This is a genomic window from Pseudofrankia asymbiotica, assembly GCF_001983105.1.
In the GTDB taxonomy this organism is placed as follows: domain Bacteria; phylum Actinomycetota; class Actinomycetes; order Frankiales; family Frankiaceae; genus Pseudofrankia; species Pseudofrankia asymbiotica.
The window spans coordinates 95,241-116,803 of the sequence record NZ_MOMC01000008.1; the positions used below are offsets into that span (position 1 = coordinate 95,241).

A 21,563-nucleotide genomic window follows, 5' to 3' on the forward strand; every position below is an offset into this window, starting at 1 on the left:
AGGAGAAGCCCCCCGGGGTGGCCGTCGCCGACCCGGCGGTGGCGCTGGCGCAGTTCGCGGCCCGCTACCCGTTCGGGCTCGACCCCTTCCAGGTCGAGGGCTGCGAGGCCCTCGCCGCCGGCGAGGGGGTGCTCGTCGCCGCGCCGACCGGCGCCGGCAAGACCATCGTCGGCGAGTTCGCCGCGTTCCTCGCGCTGCGCGGCGGGCGGCGCTGCTTCTACACCACGCCGATCAAGGCGCTGTCGAACCAGAAGTACGCCGACCTGGTCGCCGCCCACGGCGCGGCCAACGTCGGCCTGCTCACCGGCGACACCTCCCGCAACGGCGACGCCCCGGTGGTGGTCATGACCACCGAGGTGCTGCGCAACATGCTCTACGCCTCCCCGGAGGGCAGCCACCGCTTCGACGACCTCGCCTACGTGGTCATGGACGAGGTCCACTACCTCGCCGACCGGCAGCGCGGCGCCGTCTGGGAAGAGGTGATCATCCACCTGCCGGCGCACGTCCAGCTGGTGTCGCTGTCTGCGACGGYGAGCAACGCCGAGGAGTTCGCCCAGTGGCTGGTCACCGTCCGCGGCCACACCCGGGTGATCGTCTCCGAGCACCGGCCGGTGCCGCTGTGGCAGCACGTCCTGGCCGACCGCGCGCTCTACGACCTGTTCGTCGAGGACACCGCCCCGCTCGGTGACGTCTACGGCGGCCCGCGCGCGCTCAAGCCCGCGGGGCCGCCCTCCGGTCCGGGCCCCGGCGCCGCCTCCGGCCGGGAGCGGGCCCGCGACGGTGCGCGTGGCGAGCGGCCCGGCCGCGCCGGCGCCCCAGGACGCCAGAGCCGCGCGGCCCGCGACGCCGGGCCCGCCCGCCCGGGCCGGGGCGGCCGTGACAGCCGCCATGACGGTCCGCCCGGCCGCGACGAGCGCGCGGCCGGGGCCGGGGCCGGCGACGACCGGAACGGCGCGGGGGAGCGGGCCGCCGGGGCGGTCGCCTCGGACGGCCGGCCGGTGAACCCCGAGCTGCTGCGGCTGGCCCGGCTGGAGAGCTCGGGGCCCGACTGGTCGCGCTCCGGGCGGTCGGGGGCTGGCCCCGCCGGGCGGCCGCGGCGGCGGCCCTGGGTGCCGAGCCGCCCGCAGGTGATCGAGCGGCTCGACCGCGACGGCCTGCTGCCGGCGATCACGTTCGTGTTCAGCCGGGTCGGGTGCGACGCCGCGGTGGCGGCCTGCGCGGCCGCCGGGCTGCGGCTGACGACGTCGGAGCAGTCCGCCGAGATCCGCGCCCACGTGCGGGCCCGCACCGCCGGGATCCCCGACGGCGACCTGCGCGTCCTGGGCTACTGGGAGTGGCTCGACGGGCTGGAGCGGGGCCTGGCCGCGCACCACGCCGGGATGCTGCCGGTGTTCAAGGAGGTCGTCGAGGAGCTGTTCGTGCGGGGCCTGGTCCGCGCCGTGTTCGCGACGGAGACGCTCGCGCTCGGCATCAACATGCCGGCGCGCACCGTCGTCCTGGAGCGGCTCTCGAAGTTCAACGGCCAGACCCGCGCCGACATCACCCCCGGCGAGTACACCCAGCTCACCGGCCGGGCCGGCCGGCGCGGCATCGACATCGAGGGCCACGCGGTCGTGCTCTGGCAGCCGGGGCTGGACCCGCTGGCCGTCGCCGGTCTCGCCTCGACCCGGACCTACCCGCTGCGCTCGTCGTTCCGCCCGTCCTACAACATGGCCGTCAACCTCGTCGGCCGGCTCGGCGGCGAGCGGGCCCGCACGGTGCTGGAGTCGTCGTTCGCCCAGTTCCAGGCCGACCGGGCGGTCGTCGGGCTCGCGCGGCAGGTGCGGCGCAACGAGGCGGCGCTCGACGAGCTGACCGCCGCGGTCGAGTGCGACCGGGGATCGGCGCTCGAGTACGACCAGATCCGCCGGGACATCCGCGAGCGGGAGAAGCGGCTGTCGCGCGAGGGCGCGGCGCAGGGCCGCGCGCAGGCCGCCGAGGCGCTGGCACGGCTGCGCATCGGCGACGTGGTCCGGGTGCCGGCCGGGCGGCGGATGGGGCTCGCGGTCGTGCTCGACGTCGCGGTCGACCCGCGTTCCCTCGACGAGCCGCGCCCGCTGGTGCTCACCGCCGACCGGCAGGTCCGGCGGCTCTCCCTGATCGACTTCCCGGTCGCGGTGGAACCGCTCGGCCGGGTGCGGGTGCCGCGGACGTTCAACCCCCGTGACGCCCGCTCCCGGCGCGACCTGGCGAGCTCGCTGCACCACGCCGAGCTGCGCGCCGAGCCCGGCCGCCGGGAGCGGGCCCGCTCCGCCGCGTCCGACGACGCCGAGCTCGCCCGGCTGCGCCGCGCCCTGCGCGCCCACCCGGTGCACGACTGCCCGCGCCGCGAGGAGCACCTGCGCAAGGCCGAGCGGGCGTCCCGGCTGCGCCGGGAGACCGAGGCGCTGGCCCGTAAGGTCGAGGGCCGGACGAACACGGTCGCCCGCACGTTCGACCGGGTCCGCGCGGCGCTGACCGAGCTCGGCTACCTCGACGGCGACACGGTCACCCCGAAGGGCGCGCGCCTCGCCCGGATCTACACCGAGCAGGACCTGATGGTCGCGGTCTGCCTCGACCGGGGCGTGTGGGATCCGCTCACCCCGGCGGCGCTGGCCGCCGCGGTGTCGGCGCTGGTGTTCGAGCCGCGCGGCGACGACCTGGCGATGCCGGCCATGCCCGGCGACGAGGACCTGCGGACGGCGCTCGGCGCCACCCACCGGATCTACGTCGAGCTGTCCGGTGTCGAACAGGAGCATGGCCTGGAGTTCCTGCGCCCGCCGGAGCTCGGCTTCGTCACCGCGGCCTACGGCTGGGCGTCGGGCCGGTCGCTGGAACGGATCCTGGGCGAGGACGCGACCGAGCTGACCGCCGGCGACTTCGTCCGCTGGATGCGCCAGCTACTGGACCTGCTCGACCAGATCGCGCAGACGGCCGGCGCCGGCTCCCCCCTGCGCTCCACCGCCCGCGAGGCCATGGACGCCCTGCGCCGCGGTGTCATCGCCTACTCGATGACCGTCTGAACCTGGCTGGGTGGGACGCGCGCCGCGCGCCTCCCGCCCAGCCGAGCCGTCAGCGGGCGGAGCGGCGGCGGTAGATGACGGCGGAGGCGGTGTAGCCGACGAGCAGGATGCCGGCGCACCAGACCAGGGCGGCGGCCAGGTCCGAGCCGTCGGCGCCGCCGCCGACGAGCAGGCCGCGGACGGTGTCGATCACCGGGGTGAGCGGCTGGTGGTCGGCGAACGCCCGCAGCGCGCCGGGCATCGTGTCGGTCGCGACGAAGCCGCTGCTGACGTAGGGCAGGAACAGGATGAAGAACGTCATCCCGTTCGCGGCGTCCGGGCTGCCGGCGAGCAGGCCGAGCGCGACCGACACCCAGGTGATCGCCAGCACGTAGAACGCGACGACCCCGATCGCGGCGAACCAGCCCCCGACACCGGCGTCGGGGCGGAAGCCGAGGCCCAGCGCGATGCCGATGACCAGGGCGGTCGCGACGGCGTTCGCGGCCAGGCTCGCGGCGACGTGGCCGGTGAGCACCGCCGGGGCGCGGACCGGCATCGACCGGAACCGGTCGATGATCCCGTTCGTCATGTCGGCGGCGACGGCGACCGCCGTGGACGCCGCGCCCCATCCCGACGCCAGCACGATGATCCCGGGCACGACGTAGGTCAGGTACGCGGTCCGGCCGCCGGCGGCGTCGAGCGCGCCGCCGAACACGTAGACGAACAGCAGCAGGAGCATCACCGGCAGCGCCACGGAGATGATCACCGTGTCGGGCTGGCGCGGCAGCCGGCGCAGGCTGCGGCCGATCATCGCGGGGGTGCCGCCGCCGGAACGGGCGCGCCTGGCGGCGACGGGCGGGCGGCCGGCCTCCCCGATCGGCTTCGCCGGCCCGGCAGGGGCCCCGGACGGGGCGGCGGCGGTGGTCATCGGGATTCCTTCCGGGAGGCGGAGCCGGCGGTGAGGGCGAGGAAGACGTCGTCGAGGGTGGGGACCCTCAGCTCGACGCGCGCGACCTCGATGCCGCGGCCGTCGAGGTCGTCGAGCAGCCGGCGCAGCGCGGCCGCGGTGCCGTCGGTGGGCACGCCGACGCGGCGGGCCACCGGGTCCGCGTCGACGCCACCGGCGCCGGCGGCGGTGACATCGCCGGCACCGGGACTGGCGGCGGGCGCGAGGCCCGCCTCGGTGGCCGCGGTGCCGTCGGCGTCCGGCGCCGGGGGCGACGCCGCCGTGGCTGGCGACGGTGGGATGGCTGGCGGGGCAGGCGTGGGCTGGGTGGGCACGGCGGCGCGCAGGGTGGCGACGGCGCGGGCGTAGGTCGCGTCGTCGGGGAAGGTCAGCTCGGCGCGCTCGGCGCCCAGCCGGGCCTTGAGAGCCGCCGGGGTGCCCTCGGCGACGATCCGGCCCCCGTCGAGGACCGAGACGAGGTCGGCGAGCTGGTCGGCCTCCTCCAGGTACTGGGTCGTCAGCAGCACCGTCGCGCCGCCGTCCGCGAGCCGCGCGATGACGTCCCACACCCCCTGGCGGCTGCGCGGGTCCAGGCCCGTCGTCGGCTCGTCCAGGAAGATGACCTCCGGGTCGCTGACCAGGCCGACGGCGAGGTCGAGGCGGCGGCGCTGGCCACCGGAGTAGGTCTTCACCAGCCGGCGGGAGAACCCGGCCAGGTCGAACGACTCGACGAGCTGCGCGACCCGGCGGCGCGCCACGGCCCGCGGCAGCCGGAACAGCCGCGCCGCGAGCCAGAGGTTCTCCTCGCCGGTGAGCAGCTCGTCGACGGCGGCGTGCTGGCCGGTCAGGCTGATCACCTCGCGGACCCGGCCCGGCGCGCGCGCCAGATCGTGGCCGGCGACGGTCGCCTCGCCGGCGTCGGCGCGCAGCAACGTCGCGAGGATCCGCACCAGCGTCGTCTTGCCGGCGCCGTTCGGCCCGAGCAGCGCGTGGACGTGGCCCGCGGCGACGTCCAGGTCGACCCCGTCAAGCACGGTGACGTCGCCGAACGCCTTGCGCAGGCCACGCACCCGGATGGCCGGGCCGACGGCTTCCACCGGGGGGCGAGGCTCCGGGGACGGCGGTGGGAGCGGGGACGCCAGCGGCTCGCGGCCGGCGTCCATGCCGGCGTCCGTGGTGGTCGGCATGGTCATGACCTTCCTGGTCGGGTTCCCGCGCTGATCCGGCCTGTTCTGGCCGGGCGTTCGGCGGGGCTGGGCGGGGCTTGGCGGAGCGGATCTCGGCGGAGCGGCCTGGCGCGTGGCGCCGGGTGGCGCGTGGCGCCGGGTGGCGCGTGGCCGCGAGGCACGCCGGTCGAGGCCGGTCGAGGCCGGTCGGATCATCGTGGCGGAGTGCCGTGATCCGGACACGGGTCCTGGAACCCTGTCCGGGGTGGGGCTACGCCCACCTCCCGTGCCGGTCCAGCAGTAACTGTTTATGCCGTACACAAGATGTACGTTATACACAGTTGTCGGAAGGTGGTCAACGAGTGGTGGCGGGGCATCTCGGTGGCTGGCTGTCCAGGGGGCGACACTCGAGACGTGCCCCTTTCCGTGCCCGGCGCGGCGCGTGGGAGGACCGGCGAGCGAGCGACAACGAGGCGGTGGGATGACGACGGAGACCGACGGCGGCGGGGCCCGCGGCGTCCGTGGTGGCGAGCGGCGCGGCGCGGCGGCCGGGGGCCCGCCGGGCGCGTTCGAGCTGATGTGGGGTGCCCCCGCGCGGCCGCGGCGCGGTCCGCGATCCGTGCTGCGGCTGGACAGCGTCGTCGAGGCGGCGATCGCGCTCGCGGACGAGGAGGGGCTCGACGGGCTCTCGATGGCCCGGGTCGCCGAAAGGCTCGGCTTCACGACGATGTCGCTCTACCGACACGTCGCCAGCAAGGACGACCTGCTGCTGCTCATGCTCAACGCGGCCGTCGGCCCGCCGCCGGAGACGCTGGCCGTGGACCCCGCCGGCGGCTGGCGGGCGGGGCTCGACGCCTGGACCAGGGGCATGTACGACCGGGCGCTGGCGCACCCCTGGATCACCCGGATCGGGATCGGCGGCGCGCCGAACATGCCCAGCCAGCTGGCGTGGATGGACCGCGGCGTGTCGCCGCTCGCCGGCGTGGCACTGACCGGCCAGGAGAAGCTCTCGGTGATCCTGATGCTGTCCCGCTACGCGATGTCGTCCGCACAGCTGACGAGCGACATCGCGGCCGCCGCCGGTGCTGGCACGTACGAGCCCGACGACGGCGACTATGGCGCGACACTGGCCCGGCTGCTCGACCCGGCGCGGTTCCCCGCGCTGCACGCGCTCGCCGTCTCCGGCGAGATCGACCCGCCGGTCCCGCCGGAGGGCGTCGCCGACGAGCTGCACGCCGAATTCCACTTCGGCCTCGCGCGCATGCTCGACGGACTCGACGTCCTGCTGCGCTCCCGCGCGGCGCGCTAGGCGGTCCGGCGGCGTGTCTGGACGTGGTCCGAGGGCGGTCCTGATGTGGGCTCAGGCGGGGGTGTCGTTGTTCCGACGGCCCGCAGACCTGCGGTCCGGCGCAGAATGGGCCGGTGGCGGGGGAGATGGTCCGGGATGACCCGGAGTCGGGTGATTCGCGCCGTACCGAGGGGACGTGCGGGATGGTTGTGGTGGCGAGCGTTGACCCGGCGGCCGTGACGCCGCGCGAGGAGATCTTCGTCGGTGGGCTCGAGAAGCGGCCGATCGTGATCGCCGCCTACCGCCCCGAATGGGTCACCCGGTTCGCGCACGAACAGGCGCGGATCGTCGGGGCACTCGGCGAGGCCGCCGTCCGCGTCGAGCATATCGGCTCCACGTCGGTGCAGGGACTCGCCGCGAAACCGATCATCGACATCCAGGTCAGCGTCGCCGACATGACCGACTCGGCGTGCTTCGAGGGCCCGCTGCTGCGCGTCGGCTACGTGGTGCGGGTACGGGAGCACGGCGAACACTGGATGTTCCGGACCGCCGAACAGGACGTCCACATCCACGTCTGCGAGGCGGGCAGCGACTGGGAGCACCGCCACCTGCTGTTCCGCGACTGGCTGCGCCACGACGCCGCCGACCGCGCCGCCTACGAGGCCGCCAAGAGGGCCCTCGCGGCGCTCGACTGGCCGAGCATGCAGCACTACGCCGAGGCCAAGAGCGACATCATCCAGGAGATCACCACCCGCGCCCGCCCCTGGGCCACCACCACCGGCTGGACCGTGCCCGCTCCCCGCGGCTGATGCCGAGGCCGGGGTCACCCGGATCCTCTCCGAGAAGATCTCCACCCGCGCCACCCGGCGCCCTGAAAACGGCAGGCCGTTCCTCGCCCTGGGCGTGTCCGTCCCTGCCGGCCTAGCGGACCGCAGGGGCTAGGGACGGACAGTCGAAGGCCGGCCTTCGTCGTACTCAGTGCGCCGCGCGCACCGCCGAGACCAGTCCGCCGGAGCCCTCGTCCTGCTGCGACGGGGTGAGCACTGGACGGCCGTAGGCCTCGGCGCGCTCACGCAGGGTGAAGGTCTCCGCTTCCCAGCCGAGACCGTCCAGCCAGCCGACCGGATCCTCCGGCATCTCCGAGACCCACATCGACGCTGCCGATCCCGGAGCGGCGTCCCCGCGGAAGCGTTCGACCACACCGCGCGGGCCCAGTGTCAGGCCCATCCTGCTGCCTGCGGCGGACAGCGCGCCGACCCGTTCGAGCAGCGACTGCACCGCGTCCTCGGGCAGATAGATCAGCAGTCCCTCGGCGATCCACACCGTCGGCTGCGCCGGATCATGTCCGGCTGCGGCCAGGGCGCCGGGCCAGTCCTCGCGCAGGTCGGCCGGGACGGTGATCCGCTCGCAGCGCGGAACGGCCCGCTCCTGACGCAGCACCGAGGCCTTGAAGCCCAGCGGTTCGGCCGTGTCGACCTCGAACAGCCGGGTCCCTGCGGGCCAGTCCATCCGGAAGGCCCTGCTGTCCATCCCGGCTCCGAGCAGCACGACCTGCCGGACGCCGGAGGCGACCGCCCGGTTCAGTAAGTCGTCCAGGAACTTCGTCCGGATGACGATCGAGATGGCCACACCGAGCCAGCGGCGCCGCGCCGCCTCGTCCGTGCGCGGGGGCGGCGGCGCCCCGGGGCCTCTCCCGCCGGCCGTAGCGAAGGCCAGCGCCAGCGGGTCCCGGAACAGCGGCTGCTCGCGTGCCGTCTCCATCGCCCTCACCCGGGCCACGCCCACGGCTGTGGCCCACACCCCGGACGGCTCGAACTGTCCCGCCGCATCAGTCATGCGTTCAGGCTAGGCCGCCGGGGCGTCACACCGGCGCGGTGGGAAACAGCGCTCCGGGGGCCAGGTCCAACCGGGTGATGCGCGGCGAAGCCGTGGAACGCCTCCGTACGGTTGGTGATCGCGGTGATCTGGTCGCGCAGCCCGGTCTCGGACAGGTATCGAAGGAGCGTCACGGTCCTGACGACCCTGCCCAATTCGCGTATGTAAACCCGACCAAGCCTGGGTGCCCGACTGCGCGTACATCAAGATAATCAACGCTGTTGACGAGTTCGGCCTCCGATTTTCGATCTTGATGTCCGTCGGCCAACGGCCGCATCGCGCGAGGCGCTGCGCGCCGGTCCGCGTTGGATGTGCAGAATCGGCGGCTGGTGAGAATCGGGGCTCGGGCGATGGAGGATGCGTGGAGCAGGTGGCTGGGCCAATCCTGGCCCGGGCAGCGATTGGCGGCGTCGATGTCGTTGACGTTGTCGCGCATGACGACCCGAGACCGGCACGCAGGCCGGGCCGGGTGGCGTCATCTGGTCCCGCCGGCCGGTCGCGGTGGCGGTCGGATGCGGGATTGGTGCTGCTGGCGACCGTGTACGTGCTGGTGACGGCGGGTCTCTGCGTCGTCCCTGCCATGGCACCAGGCACGGCGGCCGGGCTGTCGGCGCCGGGGTGGTGTCTTCCGGCGTATGCGCTCGTGGGGTCGGCATACGTGGCCTTGATGGCGGGGCTCAGCGCCCGAACCCGGTCGCGGGGCGCGGGGCTGGGGGAGCGCCGCGTGGGTGTGGTGGAAAGCGCGCGAGGCTGGTCGTTCGTGTCGTTGGGGGTTGTCCGACGTTCAGCGAGGGTGGGCTTCACGACCCCCAGGGGGCAGCAACGGTCTCGTTGGCTGCATGTGATCGGCGACCGCGACGTCGGGCAACGGGTCGAGCTGGTCTTCGTCGGGAAGAGGCGGTCACGGCCGCAGCTGGCAACGACGCCGCGAGACGCGATACGCGCGGTGCTATGGGAGGGGATCGGCGCGGTCCCGGTCGTAGCTCTTGTCGATGCCCTTCTACTTGCGGTGCTGCTGCTCGGGTAGGCGCCGGCCGGGGCGCGGCCCGACCAGCAGGAGGCCCGAGACTGTCGGCTCTGCTATAGGGCTCCAAGTCCGACCGGGCGSCCGTGGTGCGTATGAGATGCGGGGTCAGGCGGCCGGGTCGAGGGCGACCTTGAGCCAGCCGGGGCGGCGCAGGTCGAACTCCTCGTAGGCCGCGAGCACGTGCCGCATCGGTTCGTGCCGGGTGACCAGCTTCTCCGGGTTCACCACCCGGGATTCCACCATGGCCAGCAGCTTCGAGATGTACCGCGGATGGTTGCCGTTTCCCATGTTGATGGTGAGGTTCTTGTTCATCGCGGTGCCGACCGGGAAGAACCGGTCGGTCGGCGGGTACACCCCGACGATGCCCAGTGTGCCCGCCTTCGCCGGGCTCTCGACCGCCCAGGGTGGTAGGTACCCGCGGTCACCGCTCACCGGATGGGGATCTGGCCGGGTTCACCGGATGGGGATCTGGCCGGGTTTCATGATCTGGTGGGATCGTCGGCGCTAGGGGCCGGACGATCCCACCAGATCATGGTTACCGGCGGGTGAACGGCCTGGGCTCTGGTCGCTGAGCGTGGTGGGCGTGTGGAATGCCGTGCGCGGGGGATGCCGGTCTCGGCCGGCGCCTGACCGTGGGCGCGCCTCGACCCGCGCGGCCTGCTGGCGCGCTGGCGAGACGCGCTGCCTGTATCAAGATAATCAACGCCGTTGACGAGTCGGGCGCTCATTTTTGATCTTGATATCCGCCAACCCGGATCGCGAGCTTCAATCGAAGATCAGCCACTAGGAGACGGTGGCTGCTGAATAACTCGAGACCGCGCCGGGATCGTCCCGGTTTGCCCAGATCGACATGTGAGCCTAAAACCGGATGAGTCGGGCCGTCGGCGCCACTTGTTCAGCAGTCTCCTAGTCGATGGCCGAGGTGAGGCGGGCCTGGGCGCGGGCGGCGCAGGTGAGGATGACGTCGGCGGCGAAGGCGGCGTCGTCGGAGTCCGTCTTCCAGCTGGAGACGCTGAGGCGCATCGCGGTCTGGCCGTGCCACAGGGTCGGCCCGCACCAGATCCGGCCGTCGGCCTGGATCTCGGCGATGAGCGCCCGCGTGAGCGCCTCGCCGGACGGCTCGTCGCCGCCGGAGGCTTCGAGGTTCCTACGGCCCCCAGTGCCTGCGAGGCCCGCGGACGGTGCCTCGAGGCGGACGAGGACCTGGTTGAGGACGACGTCGTTGACGACGGTGAGGCCGCCGTCCGCCAGCCGGCTGGCGATCTCGGCGGCGGCGTCGCAGGCGCGGGCGACGAGATCGGCGACGCCGGCGCGGCCGAGGGTGCGCAGGGCCGCCCAGACCTCGATCTGGCGGGCCCGCTGCGAGGACTGCGGCGTGTGGTGCATCGCGTCGAACGTGTCGCCGGCGGGGGTGTAGCCGGCGGCGGCGGTGAAGGTGCGCCGCAGCGGGGCCGGGTCGCGGACGAACGCGAGGCCGCAGTCGTAGGTGACGTTGAGCCATTTGTGGCCGTCGGTCGCCCAGGAGTCGGCGCGGGTGAGCCCGGCGGCGAGCCGGTCACGGCGGGTCGGGTCGGCGAGGGCCCACAGGCCGAAGGCGCCGTCGACGTGCAGCCAGCCCGGCGCGGGTCCCGGGCGGCGGGCGAGCCAGTCGGCGATCTCGTCGAACGGGTCGAAGGCGCCGGTGTTGACCTCACCGGCCTGCGCGCAGACGAGGACCGGGCCGGTGAGGTCGTCGGGCAGCGCGTCGGCGCGCATCCGGCCCTGGTCGTCGGCGGGAACGACGTGTACCCGTGAGCGGCCGAGGCCGACGAGGCCGAGTGACTTGCGCACCGTGGAGTGCGCGCCCTCGCCGATGACGACGTCGAAGGCGGGGGCGCCGAACAGCCCGTCGGCCTGGGAGTCCCAGCCGAGGCGGGTGAGCAGTTCGTCGCGGGCGGCGGCGAGGCAGGCGGCGTTGGCCATCGTGGCACCGGTGACGTAGGTGACCGCGCAGCCCGCGGGCAGGCCGAGCAGGTCGAGCAGCCAGCCGCGGGTCACGTCGTGCAGCCTGGCGGCGACCGGGGACATCGCCGGGAGCGCGGCGTTCTGATCCCAGGCGTCGGTGAGCCAGGAGGCGCCCAGGGCCGCCGGCAGCGTCGCGCCGATGACGAAGCCGAAGTAGCGCCCGCCGGCCGAGGCCATCGTCGCCGGGCTGCCGGCGTCGTGCAGGAGCCGCAGTGTCGCCTGCGCCGGCAGGCCGGCCTCGGGCAGTGGCTCGTCGAAAGCGGCGAGCCCGGCGACGGCCTCCGGCGACGGCGCGGCGGGCCGGCTGTCGACCGTCGCCGCGTAGTCGATCGCCATCGCCGCGGCCGCCCGCAGCACGTCCAGGTCGTCCTCGCGATCCACGGCGTCATCCTTTCCGCTCGCCCGCTGCCCGGTGAGCGCCTGTCGTCTGTCCGACGACCGCGCTGTCGGTCCAATCCTGTCGCGTGCTCCGGCCGCGGGGGGTCTGAGCGGGGCGGTGGCAGGGGTGTGCCCGGACACATGGGCCGGCGGCAGCTTTGACGCCGGGAGGAAACACCGAGGCGGGGCGGGTCCAGGGGAGCGGGGCACCGGCCGCCGAGGAGGTCTGAAGGGGGAGGAGAGGAAGCCGGATGGCAATCTGCGGGGCACCCGAGCGGACCGCGGCCTTTCCCTGGCCCACCGTCGATCGTTGTCGCGGTCCCCTACCAAGATAATCAACGCTGTTGACAAGCGGTGAACCCGCAATTTGATCTTGTGATCATTCAAGTCCCCACCAAACCCAAAACCCAAATCGACTAAAGGCCGCCCCAGAGGTCGGAATCTTCGACTCAAAGGCGGCGGCAGGCGCTCATCGCGAACCTGTACAGGGGCGTTGAAGCTTATGTACAGAGTTGGACAGGGAACCTCGCCATGACGGTGGGCCTCGACACCCAGGGGCTGTACGCGAGCTCCTTCGGGCCGTCGGACGGCGGTGAGGCGTCCAGCCTGGAGGTGGGGGTCAACTGGTATCCGGGCACCGTCTCCGTGGCCAGCCTTCGGGCGCGGCTTCCGGATTCGACGGAGACGGCCGTGGGTGGTGAGCCCGCGGTGCAGACCAGCGGCGAGCTCCCGGCGGACACTTCGGGTGGTCGTGAGACGCCCCTGGGAACGCTGTTCTGGAGCGTGGGGGACGGCGGGCCGATGCTGATGGTCAGCGCGCGGGACGTGGTCCCACTCGACTGGGCGAAGATCAGGCGGGTGGCCGAGGGCGTCCAGTTGGTCCGCGAGCCGAGCACGATGGATCCGCGGACGGTGGCCGAGATCAAGGCCGCGTTCAACACGGTCTACAAGGCGCACACRCCGTAGGTGCCGGACGAGACGTGGGAGACGGCGCTGGAGGACTCCGCGCAGCTTCTGCCGGTCCGCCGCGAGGTCGCCGAACGGTTCCCGGGGATGGTCAGCACGATCTCGATCGGTTTCGGTGCCATGAAACAGGTCTCTCCCACGAGGGTGAACGTCAGCTTCGTGCTGAGGTTCACGGACAAGAAGGTGCCCGGGATCGCGTCCACCGGGGAGTTCTCCAGCACCACGGATGGCATGGCGGTGCTGGTCGACGGCCATTGGCTGGTCAGCGGGGAGACGTACTGTTCCAAGATCGACATGTTGATGGGGTCGGGTCTGACGTGCCCGTGATCCGGCGCCGGTCCGTCATCCGGCCGTGGCTACGGCGGCGGSGGGGTCAGGTGGTGGCGGTGAGGGAGACGGCGAGCAGGGCGGTGTCGTCGTCGTGGCTGTCGCGGGCGAGCGCGGCGAGTGCTCGTTCGCACAGCTCCTCGGGCCCGGACGCGCCGGCGGCGACGGAGCGCAGCACCGCCATTCCCTCGTCGACGGGGCGGTGGCGGTCCTCGACCAGTCCGTCGGTGTAGAGGAGCAGGATGCTGCCGGGGGCGAACGGGACGGCGGTCTCGGCGTAGGTTCCGCCGGTGATGCCGGCGCCGAGTGGTGGGCCGGGTTCGACGGCGACGAACTCCGGTTCGCCGTGTGGCGGTACGACGAGCGGTGGCAGGTGGCCGGCGGAGGCGACGCGCAGTTTGCCCGCCGCCGGGTCGAGTACCGCCATCGCGACGGTGGTGATCTGTTCCTGTTCGAGGCGGCTGACGGCCGCGTCGAGCTGGAGGAGGACGGCCTCGGCGGGCAGGTGTGCCGAGGTGCCGGCCCGTGCGCTGGCGCGCAGCTGTCCCATGGTCGCGGCGGCCTGGATGCCTCGGCCCATGACGTCGCCGATGACGAGGGCGATCGTGTCGTCGTCGAGTGTCAGGACGTCGTACCAGTCGCCGCCGACGAGGGAGCCGGCGCCGGCTGGCAGGTAGCGCCACGCGAAGGTGACGCCGTCGATCTCGGGCATGCGGCGGGGCAGCAGGCTGCGTTGCAGTGTCAGCGCGGTCTCGCGTTCGCGCTGGTACTGGCGGGCGTGGACGAGCGCGACGGCGGCGCGGTCGACGACGTCCTGCACGAGGCTCTGCTCGTCGGCGGAGAACGCGGCGGCGCCGGCGGGCCGGGACAGTCCGAGTACGCCGGCGGTCTCGGAGCGCAGCCGTAGCGGGACGGCGAGTACGGCGCCGGACTCCGGGGCCGCGACGATGGGCTGCTGCTCGTTCACGGGGAGGTCGGGGCCGGTGGGTGCGGCGGGCCAGGACAGGCCGCGGGCGGCGGGGCCGGCGATGGCGACGGTCCGCCCGCGGCGGGTCGCCAGCCGCATCGCCTCGACCCGGTCGGGCGCGAGTGGTTCTCGGGGGGGCCCGTCGTCGGTGCCGGGGGTGCCTGGTTCGGGTGTGGCTGGTTCGGGGGCGCCCAGGGTGGCCGCGTCCCCGGCTTCGGCTATCAGGCGCGGCTGGGTGTCTTTTTCTGTCAGGTAGACGGCGGCGTATCCGGCGAGCGCGGGTGCGAGCAGGGTGGCGAGCTGGCGGAGGGYTTCGCCCTCGTCGAGCCGGGCTGTGAGCCGTTCGGTGGCTGTGGCCAGGAAGCTGACCCGTTCGCGGGCCTGGCGCTCGGCGGCGATGAGCCTGGCTCGTTCGAGGGCGAGGGCGGTCTGTGCGGCGAGTGCGTGGGCGAAGTCGCGGTCCTCGGGTCCGAACAGGCATGGGTAGTCGAAGGAGAACCTCAGTGCGCCGAGTACCTCCCCGCGGGCCGAGAGGGGCAGGGCGCACAGGGAGACCGTTGCGGGCTCGAGGTCGCGCAGCTGCGGGTAGCGGGTGTGTTCGTCGGCGGCCGACTCGAGCCAGACGGCGTGGCCCTCCCGGATCGCCTCGGCGGCTGGCAGCGCGGCGTCGCGGCGTTCGGCGCGTAGCTGGGTGACCAGTTCGTCGGGGTAGCCGACGGCGCCGGGGACGGCGAGCAGGTCGCCGTCGAGGGGTACGAGCAGGCTGCCGCCGCTCGCGCCGAGGGCCGCGACGCCTTCGGTGAGGACGACCTCGGCGACCTGTTCGGGCCGGGTGGTGGAGGCGAGCGCGGCTGTCGCGGCCTGGAGGCGGGCGCCGCGTTCGGCGGCGCGGCGGGCGGTGGAGGCTTCCGCGAGGGCCTGGAGCAGGTATTCCTCGAAGCTGGGTGGGGTGGGTGGTTGCTGGCCGCGGCCGGCGGCGCGCAGCTGGGTGATGAGTGAGCCGAGGTACCAGCGTCGGATCGCCCAGTGGGAGGGTGGTGTCTCCACGGTGAGCAGGCGGGCGGCTCTGGCGTAGGCGTCGGCCTGGTCGAGGCCGTCGAGGTAGTCCTGGGCGGCGTCCGCGTCGGTCAGGGGCAGGGACAGGGACAGGGTGGTCCGTGGCTGTCCGGCCGCCGCGGCTGCGCGTACCTGCTGGAGGATCGCCTCGCGGGGGCCGGCGAAGCGGGTCGTCACGACGGCGATCAGTTCGGCGAGGTGGGGTGGGAGCGCGCCGCTCTCGCCGCTGGCGGCGCCGTGGGAGGCGAGGATGAACTCGCGGACGACGTTGTCGATGTGGTTCTTGGTGGCCAGGAGCAGGTCGGTGGGGACGTCCTCGATGCTGACCGGGTAGCGGGGCGGGGTCGTGTCGCCGGCTGGGTGGGGCTGGGCTGGCGGTGCTGGTGCGGTTTGCTCGCCCGCGGTGTGCTCGCCAGGTTCTGGCTCTCGCGGCGCGGGGGCGGGGTGTTCACCGGTCCGGGTGGGCGTGCGCCGGTGCTGGCGGCCGTGGTGCGGCGGGGGGGTGGTGTCTGGTGCGGCGTCGAGTTCGGCCCAGACCACTTTTCCCGTGCCGTCGGGGGAGCAGCCCCAGCGGGCCGCGATGCCGTCCACGATCGTCATGCCGCGGCCGGTGAGTGACTCGGAGTTGGCGCCGCGGCCGCGGATGGGTGTGGCGGGGCTCGCGTCGGCGACCTCGACGCGCAGGCCGTTGTCGCCGGTGAACACGCGCAGGGTGACGGGGGGCTGGCCGTGGAGCAGGGCGTTGGTCAGCAGCTCGCCGGCGACCAGGGCCGCGTCGGAGCGCAGCGCCCGCAGTGGTGGCTCGATGCCGGCCAGGGTCGCCGAGACGAGCCTGCGTGACCGTGGTACGGCGCGGGGCGCGTCGGCGTCGACGCACAGGTCGACGAGGAGCTCGCCGCGGGGCGCCGCGGGTTTGTGTATCTGGGGGGTGGGTGTGGTGGCCGTGGGTGCACCAGAGGGGCCTGTGTCACTGGTCACTCGTGTCCCCCACCTTGGCCGTTTCCGTCCTGGCCCTGTTGGGGCCCGTCCCCCGACAGTAGGCCGGCCGGTCCGTCCTGACGAGGGCGGGATCGCCCGCCGGCGTGGGTGGCTCCTGTCTGTCCGGTGTCATCCGCGGCCGGTCCGGTGGCGGGTGGCGCGGGTGAGCTGAGCGTGACGGGCGGCGAAGCGGGCCCGGGAGGCGCGTTGGCGGGCCTGGCGGCAGGGATGGCACTGGGTGTCCTGCGCGGGCGCGGCGCGGCAGGTCACGCACAGCACCACCACCGCCGGACCCGCCGCGGGCGCCCCGGGCCTCGTGCCGTCCCCGTCGCCGCTGGTCTCGTCGGCGCCCGCTGCTGGTGGGTGTGGGTGGCCGGCCGCGGCGCGGGCCTCGCGAAGGGCCTCGTGGCGGAACTCGTCGACGCCGCGCCGGCAGTAGCAGCTGGGCGCCGGGCCCGCGAGGCCGGTGACCGCCGGCAGGGCGGTGCCCGTGGCCGCGTGCCAGGTCGGCTCTGGCTCCGGGCCGTCCGTCTCGTTCCGGGCCGTCCGGGCGCCGGCCGGATCGCCGACGGCGCCGCCGGTGGTGGCCGTGCGGCTGGCCGGGGTGGTGGGTTCGGCCTGGTCGGGGAGGGCGCAGCAGGTCACCCACACGGCCGTCGGGCCGCCGCCGAAGTGGGCCGACCATGGGTGGCCGCACAGCGAGCACCGCGTGGGCGGCGGGACGGGTGTGTCGGGCTCGGCCACACCTCCAGTCGACCATGCTCGGCGTGCCGTGCGCACGATCTCGGCGCATCCTGTGGCCCGCGCCGTGGGCGTCGCCTTCGTGTCGTGACCGCCGGCGTGGCCATCGCCGCGAGGGGGCCCGTGGCTCGTGGCGTCGTCAGGCCGCGGGCGGTAGGCGTGGCTGGCGCGGGTCAGCTCACCGGAGTCCGCTGGGACCTGTCGACGGTGAAGGTGGTGCAGCTGGCGCCGAGGACCTTGCCTTTCAGGTGCTGGCCGTCCGTGGACGAGGTGCCGGACAGGCGGACCATGAGGTAGCCGACCGGGTGGACGAGCCAGAGCCTGCCGGTCAGTTCGAGATCGTCGCCCCGCAGCGTGCCGTCCATCGTGTACTCCCCGGACGGCACGTCGGGGTTGTCGGTCGGCGCCGAGAACGAGAACACGGCGGTGATCCGGCCGGGTTCCTCCGGCACGTCGAGGATGGTCAGTTCCAGGGCGGTGACGCCCTGCTGGCAGGTGTAGGTGCCGGTGAAGCGGCCGGCGAGCAGTTCGGTGTCGCCGGCGCCCGGGATGCCGGCGCCCTGGGGGGTCGGGGAGGCGGTGGCCGTCGGGGTGGGCTCGGGTGCCGGGTCGTTCCCGGCGCTGGTCACCGCCGCGGTGATCCCGGCGCCGGCGAGCCCGGACGCGAGCAGCGCCGCGGCCGCGGCCGCGGCGAACCAGCCGCGCCGGGGCCGGGCCGGCCGCCGGGCGGGTGCCGTGGGGGCGAGGACGCCCAGTGGCCCGCCGAGGGCCGCGGGCCGTTCCCCGTGGCCGGTAGGGGCAGGAGTGCGTGCCGGTTGTGGCGTGGTGCCGGGAGCCGGGTACGCGTCGGGGGTCGGCGACGGGAACCAGTGCCGCGCGCCGGGGGCGTCCGGCCGGGTGCCGGGTGAGCCCCATTCGCCGGCCGCTGGCGGGACCGGGGTGGGTGGCCCGGCCGGCCATGGGGACGGCGGGGCCGGTGCCGGCGGCGTCGGCGGTGCGGGCGGACCGCTGGGCGCGCTCGGGACGGAGGCCGGGGGCTGCCAGAGGACTTCCAGCACCCGGGCGGCGGCGGCCGCCGGGTCGGCCGTGTCGCCGACGAGGGAGGCCAGCAGCCTTGTGGCGGGCGGCCGGGCGGGCGGGTCGCGGCGCAGCGCCGAGCGGACCACGGACATCAGCCGTGGTGGCACGCCGGCGAGGTCGGGCTCGGTGGTCATCGACCGGTACAGCAGTGCGCCGGCCGTCCCGGTGCCGAACGGCGGGCGGCCGGTCGCCGCGAACGCGACCGTGAGGGCCCAGGCCCACACGTCCGCGGCGGGCCCGGCGCGCCGGCCCTCGGCCTGCTCGGGCGCGAGGTAGCCGGGGCTGCCGACGACGGCGCCGGTCCGGGTCACCTCGGTGCCGGCGGCCGGGTTGGTCGGCACGGCCATGCCGAAGTCGATGACCTTCGGCCCGGTGGCGGTGATGAGCACGTTCGCGGGTTTCAGGTCGCGGTGCACGATCCCCGCGCGGTGGATCGCGACGAGGGCCTCGGCGAGGCCGACCGCGAGGGCCTCGACGGTCGGGGCCGACAGGGGCCCGCCGAGGCTGACTGCCTCGGCGAGGGTCGGGCCGGGGATGTACTCCGTCGCGAGCCAGGGCCGTGGGGCGTCCGGGTCGGCGGCCAGGACCCGGGCGGCGCAGGCGCCGGCGACGGCCCTGGCGGCGGCGACCTCCCGGCGGAACCGGGCCCGGTAGTCGGCGGCGGCGGCGATCCGCTGGTGGATCAGCTTGACGGCGACGAGCCGTCCGTCGGCGGCGGCGGGGTCACCGCCCGCGGGCCGCGGTGCGGTGGGGCTCGCGGCGGGCCCGGGGAGGCCGGGGGCCGGGCGGTGGCCCGGGGTGTCGTCGAGCTGGATGGTGGCCGTGTCGTCGGCGACGCCGAGGAAGACGACGCCCATCGCGCCGGCGCCGAGCCGGGCGGTCAGCTGGTAGCCGCCGACCCGTGTGGGGTCGCCGGCCTGTAGCGGTTCCAGCGGCATCCGCGCGTTCCTTTCCTCGACGCCCGCGCCTGGTCCCGGGTGGCTGCCCGGTCCTGTCCCGGTCCGGCGGGCCGTGCGGGGTGGTGGCCGCCGTGAGCCGCCAGTCTCCGCCCGCCGGGGCCGGTGGCGGCGGGCGGTGTCGCCTGGATGTCCTGAACCGTTCCTGGACCGCGAGGGCCGGCGCGGCCTCACGTCCGCGGTGAACCTCAGAGTTCGCTCAGAGGACGCCGCCGTACAGGCTGGGTGGTGCACCGGGAGAGAACAATAGGTGCGGATGGCACGATGGGGCGCGGGAGAGATCCGGGCCCTTACCCGTGGCGTTCGCACCGTCGCCCGCCGCGTTGGTGCTGGACGTGGGACGGGGCCGGGTCGGGTTCGCGGCAGCCGCCGCGGGCCGCACCGCCCACACGGAAGGCGGCGAGGTGCGCGACGGAGCGCTCGCGATCGACGGGTTGTCCAAGCGGTACGGAGAGGTCGTCGCGCTGCGCGGGATGACGTTCGACGTGCGGGCCGGTGAGCTGTTCGGCTTTGTCGGTTCCAACGGGGCGGGCAAGACGACGACGATGCGGATCGTGCTCGGTGTGCTGACCGCTGACGCCGGTGAGGTCCGCTACGACGGCAGCCCGTTGACCCTCGCGGCGCGGCGCCGGATCGGTTACATGCCCGAGGAGCGGGGTCTCTACCCGAAGATGCGGGTCGGTGAGCAGCTGGAGTACCTCGCCCAGCTGCATGGCCTGTCCGGGCCGGCGGCGCGCCGGTCGACGCGGGAGTGGGCGCAGCGGCTCGGTATCGCGCCGCGGCTCGGTGACGAGGTGCAGGCCCTCAGCCTCGGTAACCAGCAGCGCGCCCAGCTGTGCGCGGCGCTGGTGCACGACCCGGCGGTGCTGGTCCTCGACGAGCCGTTCTCCGGGCTGGACCCGGTCGCGGTCGACGTGATGAGTGACGTGCTGCGCGAGCGGGCCGCGGCGGGGGTGCCGGTGGTGTTCTCCAGTCACCAGCTCGACCTTGTCGAGCGGCTGTGCGACCGGGTCGGGATCGTGTCGGGTGGCGCGATGGTCGCCGTCGGGCCGGTCGACGAGCTGCGCGCGGAGGGCGAGTCGCTGCTGGTCGTCGACGCGCCGGGCGCGCCGGAGGGCTGGGCGGCGGGGGTGGCGGGGGTGCTCGCGGCCCGGGTGGAGGGTGGGCGCACGGTGCTCGCGCTGGCCGCGGGCGCTGACGACCAGCAGGTGCTGCGGGCGGCGCTCGCGACGGGCCCGGTGCACGAGTTCGCGCACCGGCGCCCGACGCTGACCGAGCTGTTCCGCGAGGTGGTCAGCTCGGACGACCCGGTGCCGGCCGGGCCGCCGGACGACGGCCAGGACCGGGGCGGGGCCGGGCGCGGGCGTGGCCGGGGGAGACGGGTCGGGTTCGGGATCGGGGTCGGCGCGTTGGCGCGGACGAAGGGCGGCCAGCGGTGAGCGGCACCATCGGCCTTGGTACCGGCGCCGCGGGCGGCGGGCGGTCCGGGCCGGGGGCGGTCGACGCTTCGGGGGTTCCCGGCGGCGCGGGTGGCGCCGGGCGTCCCGGTCGGGGCGGCGGGGAGGTGGGGGGCGTGGCGGCGGTGCGGTCGCGCCGGGTGCTGTGGCTCGTCGTGCGCCGTGAGGTGTCGACCCGGCTGCGTTCGAAGGCGTTCCGGATCATGACGCCGCTGCTGGTCGTCGTGCTCGCCGCGGGGATCAGCGTCACCGCCCTGTTCGGTGGTTCGTCGCCCAGCACCGTCGGTTTCCTGCCGCAGGACGCCCGTTACGGGGCGGCGCTGACCGCTGTCGGTGACGCGGCGGGTGTCGACGTCCGCGCGGTCACCGTCGCGGACGCGGCCGAGGCGGAGCGTCAGGTCCGGGACGGGAAGCTCGACGCGGCCGTCACGGCGAGCGGTCCGGATGGTTTTCGGGTCATCGTCCGGCACACCCTGGACGACCAGGGCCGGGGTCTGCTGACCGCGGTCGCGCGTCAGCAGGCCCTCGACGCGCAGGTCGTCGCGCTCGGCGGTGATCTCGGCCGGGTCGACAGCGCCGTCGCGGCGGCCGGTGTGGACGTGGTCGCGCTGGAGGCGCCCAAGGAGCGGGACAACGCGCGGATCGGGCTCGGGGCGGTCACCGGTGTCCTGATCTACCTGTCGCTGCTGATCTTCGGGCCGGTGGTCGCGCAGGGGGTCGTCGAGGAGAAGTCCAGCCGGGTCGTGGAGCTGCTGCTCGGCACGGTCCGGCCCTGGCAGCTGATGGCGGGGAAGGTCATCGGGATCGGGATCATCGGCCTGATCCAGATGGCCCTGTATGCGGCGGTGGGCGTGCCGTTGGCGGTCGCGACGGGGGTGCTGAGCCTGTCGCTGGTGACGGCGCTGGCGTCGGCGGGCTGGTCGCTGGTCTGGTACCTGCTCGGCTTCGCGCTCTACGCGCTGCTGTTCGCGGCCGCGGGCTCGCTGGTGTCGCGGCAGGAGGACGCGTCCGCGGTGACCATGCCCCTCATCATGATCATCATCATTCCATACGTCATCGGGATCTCGGTGCTGCCCGGCGACCCGGGCAGCGGCCTGCTGCGGGTCCTGTCGCTGATCCCGCTGTCCGCGCCGCTGATCATGCCGATGCTCATCGCCGCGGGCACGGCCGCCGCCTGGCAGATCGCGCTGGGCACCGCGCTGACCGTCGCCACGATCATCGGGCTGGTGCCGCTGACGGGCCGGATCTACGCCGGGGCGGTCAAGCGCACCGGTACCCGCGTCCGCCTCGTCGACGCGCTGCGCTCCCGCTGAGCTGACCCGGGCCCCGCG

The 21,563-nt window shown here is 74.5% G+C and carries 17 protein-coding genes; 8 read left to right on the top strand and 9 right to left on the bottom strand.

Features of this window, described 5'->3' with window-relative positions:
* Positions 1-17: 17 nt before the first annotated feature.
* Positions 18-3,041 carry a DEAD/DEAH box helicase gene (locus BL253_RS03365; RefSeq protein ID WP_420801619.1) on the top strand — a complete coding sequence of 1,008 codons (3,024 nt, stop codon included), beginning with the start codon at positions 18-20 and terminating at the stop codon, positions 3,039-3,041.
* A 49-nt stretch (positions 3,042-3,090) separates the two neighbouring features.
* Here BL253_RS03365 and BL253_RS03370 read toward each other — a convergent pair whose 3' ends face one another.
* Together BL253_RS03370 and BL253_RS03375 are read right to left on the bottom strand one after the other, a co-directional pair.
* A complete protein-coding gene (locus BL253_RS03370) occupies positions 3,091-3,948 on the bottom strand; it encodes an ABC transporter permease (RefSeq protein ID WP_081437952.1) in 858 nt (285 codons plus the stop codon).
* A complete protein-coding gene (locus BL253_RS03375; protein ID WP_076813737.1) occupies positions 3,945-5,153 on the bottom strand; it encodes an ABC transporter ATP-binding protein in 1,209 nt (402 codons plus the stop codon). The genes BL253_RS03370 and BL253_RS03375 overlap by 4 nt, the downstream gene beginning before the upstream one ends.
* A gap of 460 nt (positions 5,154-5,613) precedes the next feature.
* Between BL253_RS03375 and BL253_RS03380 the strand changes: the two genes are divergently transcribed.
* Entirely contained in the window at positions 5,614-6,441 is an 828-nt protein-coding gene (locus BL253_RS03380) for a TetR/AcrR family transcriptional regulator (RefSeq protein ID WP_241834482.1), read from the top strand.
* 182 nt (positions 6,442-6,623) lie between these two features.
* A complete protein-coding gene (locus BL253_RS03385; RefSeq protein WP_076813477.1) occupies positions 6,624-7,229 on the top strand; it encodes a GrpB family protein in 606 nt (201 codons plus the stop codon).
* 166 nt (positions 7,230-7,395) lie between these two features.
* On the opposite strand, the gene BL253_RS03390 is transcribed toward BL253_RS03385, so the two are convergent.
* On the bottom strand, positions 7,396-8,256 hold the full coding sequence (locus BL253_RS03390; protein ID WP_076813478.1) for a class I SAM-dependent methyltransferase: 861 nt from the start codon (positions 8,254-8,256) through the stop codon (positions 7,396-7,398).
* On the bottom strand, positions 8,253-8,450 hold the full coding sequence (locus BL253_RS45280) for a Tn3 family transposase (protein ID WP_076813480.1): 198 nt from the start codon (positions 8,448-8,450) through the stop codon (positions 8,253-8,255). The genes BL253_RS03390 and BL253_RS45280 overlap by 4 nt, the downstream gene beginning before the upstream one ends.
* A gap of 368 nt (positions 8,451-8,818) precedes the next feature.
* Here BL253_RS45280 and BL253_RS43275 point away from each other — a divergent pair, with 368 nt between their 5' ends.
* Positions 8,819-9,322 carry a hypothetical protein gene (locus BL253_RS43275; protein WP_076813481.1) on the top strand — a complete coding sequence of 168 codons (504 nt, stop codon included), beginning with the start codon at positions 8,819-8,821 and terminating at the stop codon, positions 9,320-9,322.
* 105 nt (positions 9,323-9,427) lie between these two features.
* Here BL253_RS43275 and BL253_RS03405 read toward each other — a convergent pair whose 3' ends face one another.
* Both BL253_RS03405 and BL253_RS03410 read right to left on the bottom strand, forming a co-directional pair.
* Entirely contained in the window at positions 9,428-9,754 is a 327-nt protein-coding gene (locus tag BL253_RS03405) for an MDR/zinc-dependent alcohol dehydrogenase-like family protein (RefSeq protein WP_241834483.1), read from the bottom strand.
* A gap of 474 nt (positions 9,755-10,228) precedes the next feature.
* On the bottom strand, positions 10,229-11,707 hold the full coding sequence (locus BL253_RS03410; RefSeq protein ID WP_076813483.1) for a pyridoxal phosphate-dependent decarboxylase family protein: 1,479 nt from the start codon (positions 11,705-11,707) through the stop codon (positions 10,229-10,231).
* 528 nt (positions 11,708-12,235) lie between these two features.
* Between BL253_RS03410 and BL253_RS03415 the strand changes: the two genes are divergently transcribed.
* Positions 12,236-12,670 (top strand): hypothetical protein, encoded by a 435-nt coding sequence (locus tag BL253_RS03415; RefSeq protein WP_076813485.1) that lies wholly within the window; start codon positions 12,236-12,238, stop codon positions 12,668-12,670.
* Positions 12,671-12,997: an uL14 family ribosomal protein gene (locus tag BL253_RS03420; RefSeq protein ID WP_076813486.1), complete on the top strand. Its 327-nt coding sequence runs from the start codon at positions 12,671-12,673 to the stop codon at positions 12,995-12,997.
* A gap of 46 nt (positions 12,998-13,043) precedes the next feature.
* Here the strand turns inward: BL253_RS03420 and BL253_RS03425 are convergent, their stop codons facing one another.
* The 3 genes from BL253_RS03425 to BL253_RS44650 form a co-directional block, all read right to left on the bottom strand.
* Positions 13,044-15,998 (bottom strand): SpoIIE family protein phosphatase, encoded by a 2,955-nt coding sequence (locus tag BL253_RS03425; protein WP_076813488.1) that lies wholly within the window; start codon positions 15,996-15,998, stop codon positions 13,044-13,046.
* 129 nt (positions 15,999-16,127) lie between these two features.
* Positions 16,128-16,742 carry a hypothetical protein gene (locus BL253_RS03430; protein ID WP_076813490.1) on the bottom strand — a complete coding sequence of 205 codons (615 nt, stop codon included), beginning with the start codon at positions 16,740-16,742 and terminating at the stop codon, positions 16,128-16,130.
* A gap of 170 nt (positions 16,743-16,912) precedes the next feature.
* Positions 16,913-18,757, bottom strand: coding sequence for a serine/threonine-protein kinase (locus BL253_RS44650; RefSeq protein WP_076813491.1), 1,845 nt, complete (start codon positions 18,755-18,757; stop codon positions 16,913-16,915).
* 422 nt (positions 18,758-19,179) lie between these two features.
* Between BL253_RS44650 and BL253_RS03440 the strand changes: the two genes are divergently transcribed.
* Both BL253_RS03440 and BL253_RS03445 read left to right on the top strand, forming a co-directional pair.
* On the top strand, positions 19,180-20,214 hold the full coding sequence (locus BL253_RS03440) for an ABC transporter ATP-binding protein (RefSeq protein WP_076813742.1): 1,035 nt from the start codon (positions 19,180-19,182) through the stop codon (positions 20,212-20,214).
* On the top strand, positions 20,211-21,545 hold the full coding sequence (locus BL253_RS03445) for an ABC transporter permease (RefSeq protein WP_081437954.1): 1,335 nt from the start codon (positions 20,211-20,213) through the stop codon (positions 21,543-21,545). The genes BL253_RS03440 and BL253_RS03445 overlap by 4 nt, the downstream gene beginning before the upstream one ends.
* The last annotated feature ends 18 nt before the right edge of the window (positions 21,546-21,563 follow it).

Bases quoted from the DNA above. Each gene is read 5' to 3' on its own strand.
- BL253_RS03370 (WP_081437952.1), bottom strand. From the start codon at position 3,948: ATGACCACCGCCGCCGCCCCGTCCGGGGCCCCTGCCGGGCCGGCGAAG.
- BL253_RS03375 (WP_076813737.1), bottom strand. From the start codon at position 5,153: ATGCCGACCACCACGGACGCCGGCATGGACGCCGGCCGCGAGCCGCTG.
- BL253_RS03380 (WP_241834482.1), top strand. From the start codon at position 5,614: ATGACGACGGAGACCGACGGCGGCGGGGCCCGCGGCGTCCGTGGTGGC.
- BL253_RS03385 (WP_076813477.1), top strand. From the start codon at position 6,624: ATGGTTGTGGTGGCGAGCGTTGACCCGGCGGCCGTGACGCCGCGCGAG.
- BL253_RS03390 (WP_076813478.1), bottom strand. From the start codon at position 8,256: ATGACTGATGCGGCGGGACAGTTCGAGCCGTCCGGGGTGTGGGCCACA.
- BL253_RS44650 (WP_076813491.1), bottom strand. From the start codon at position 18,757: ATGCCGCTGGAACCGCTACAGGCCGGCGACCCCACACGGGTCGGCGGC.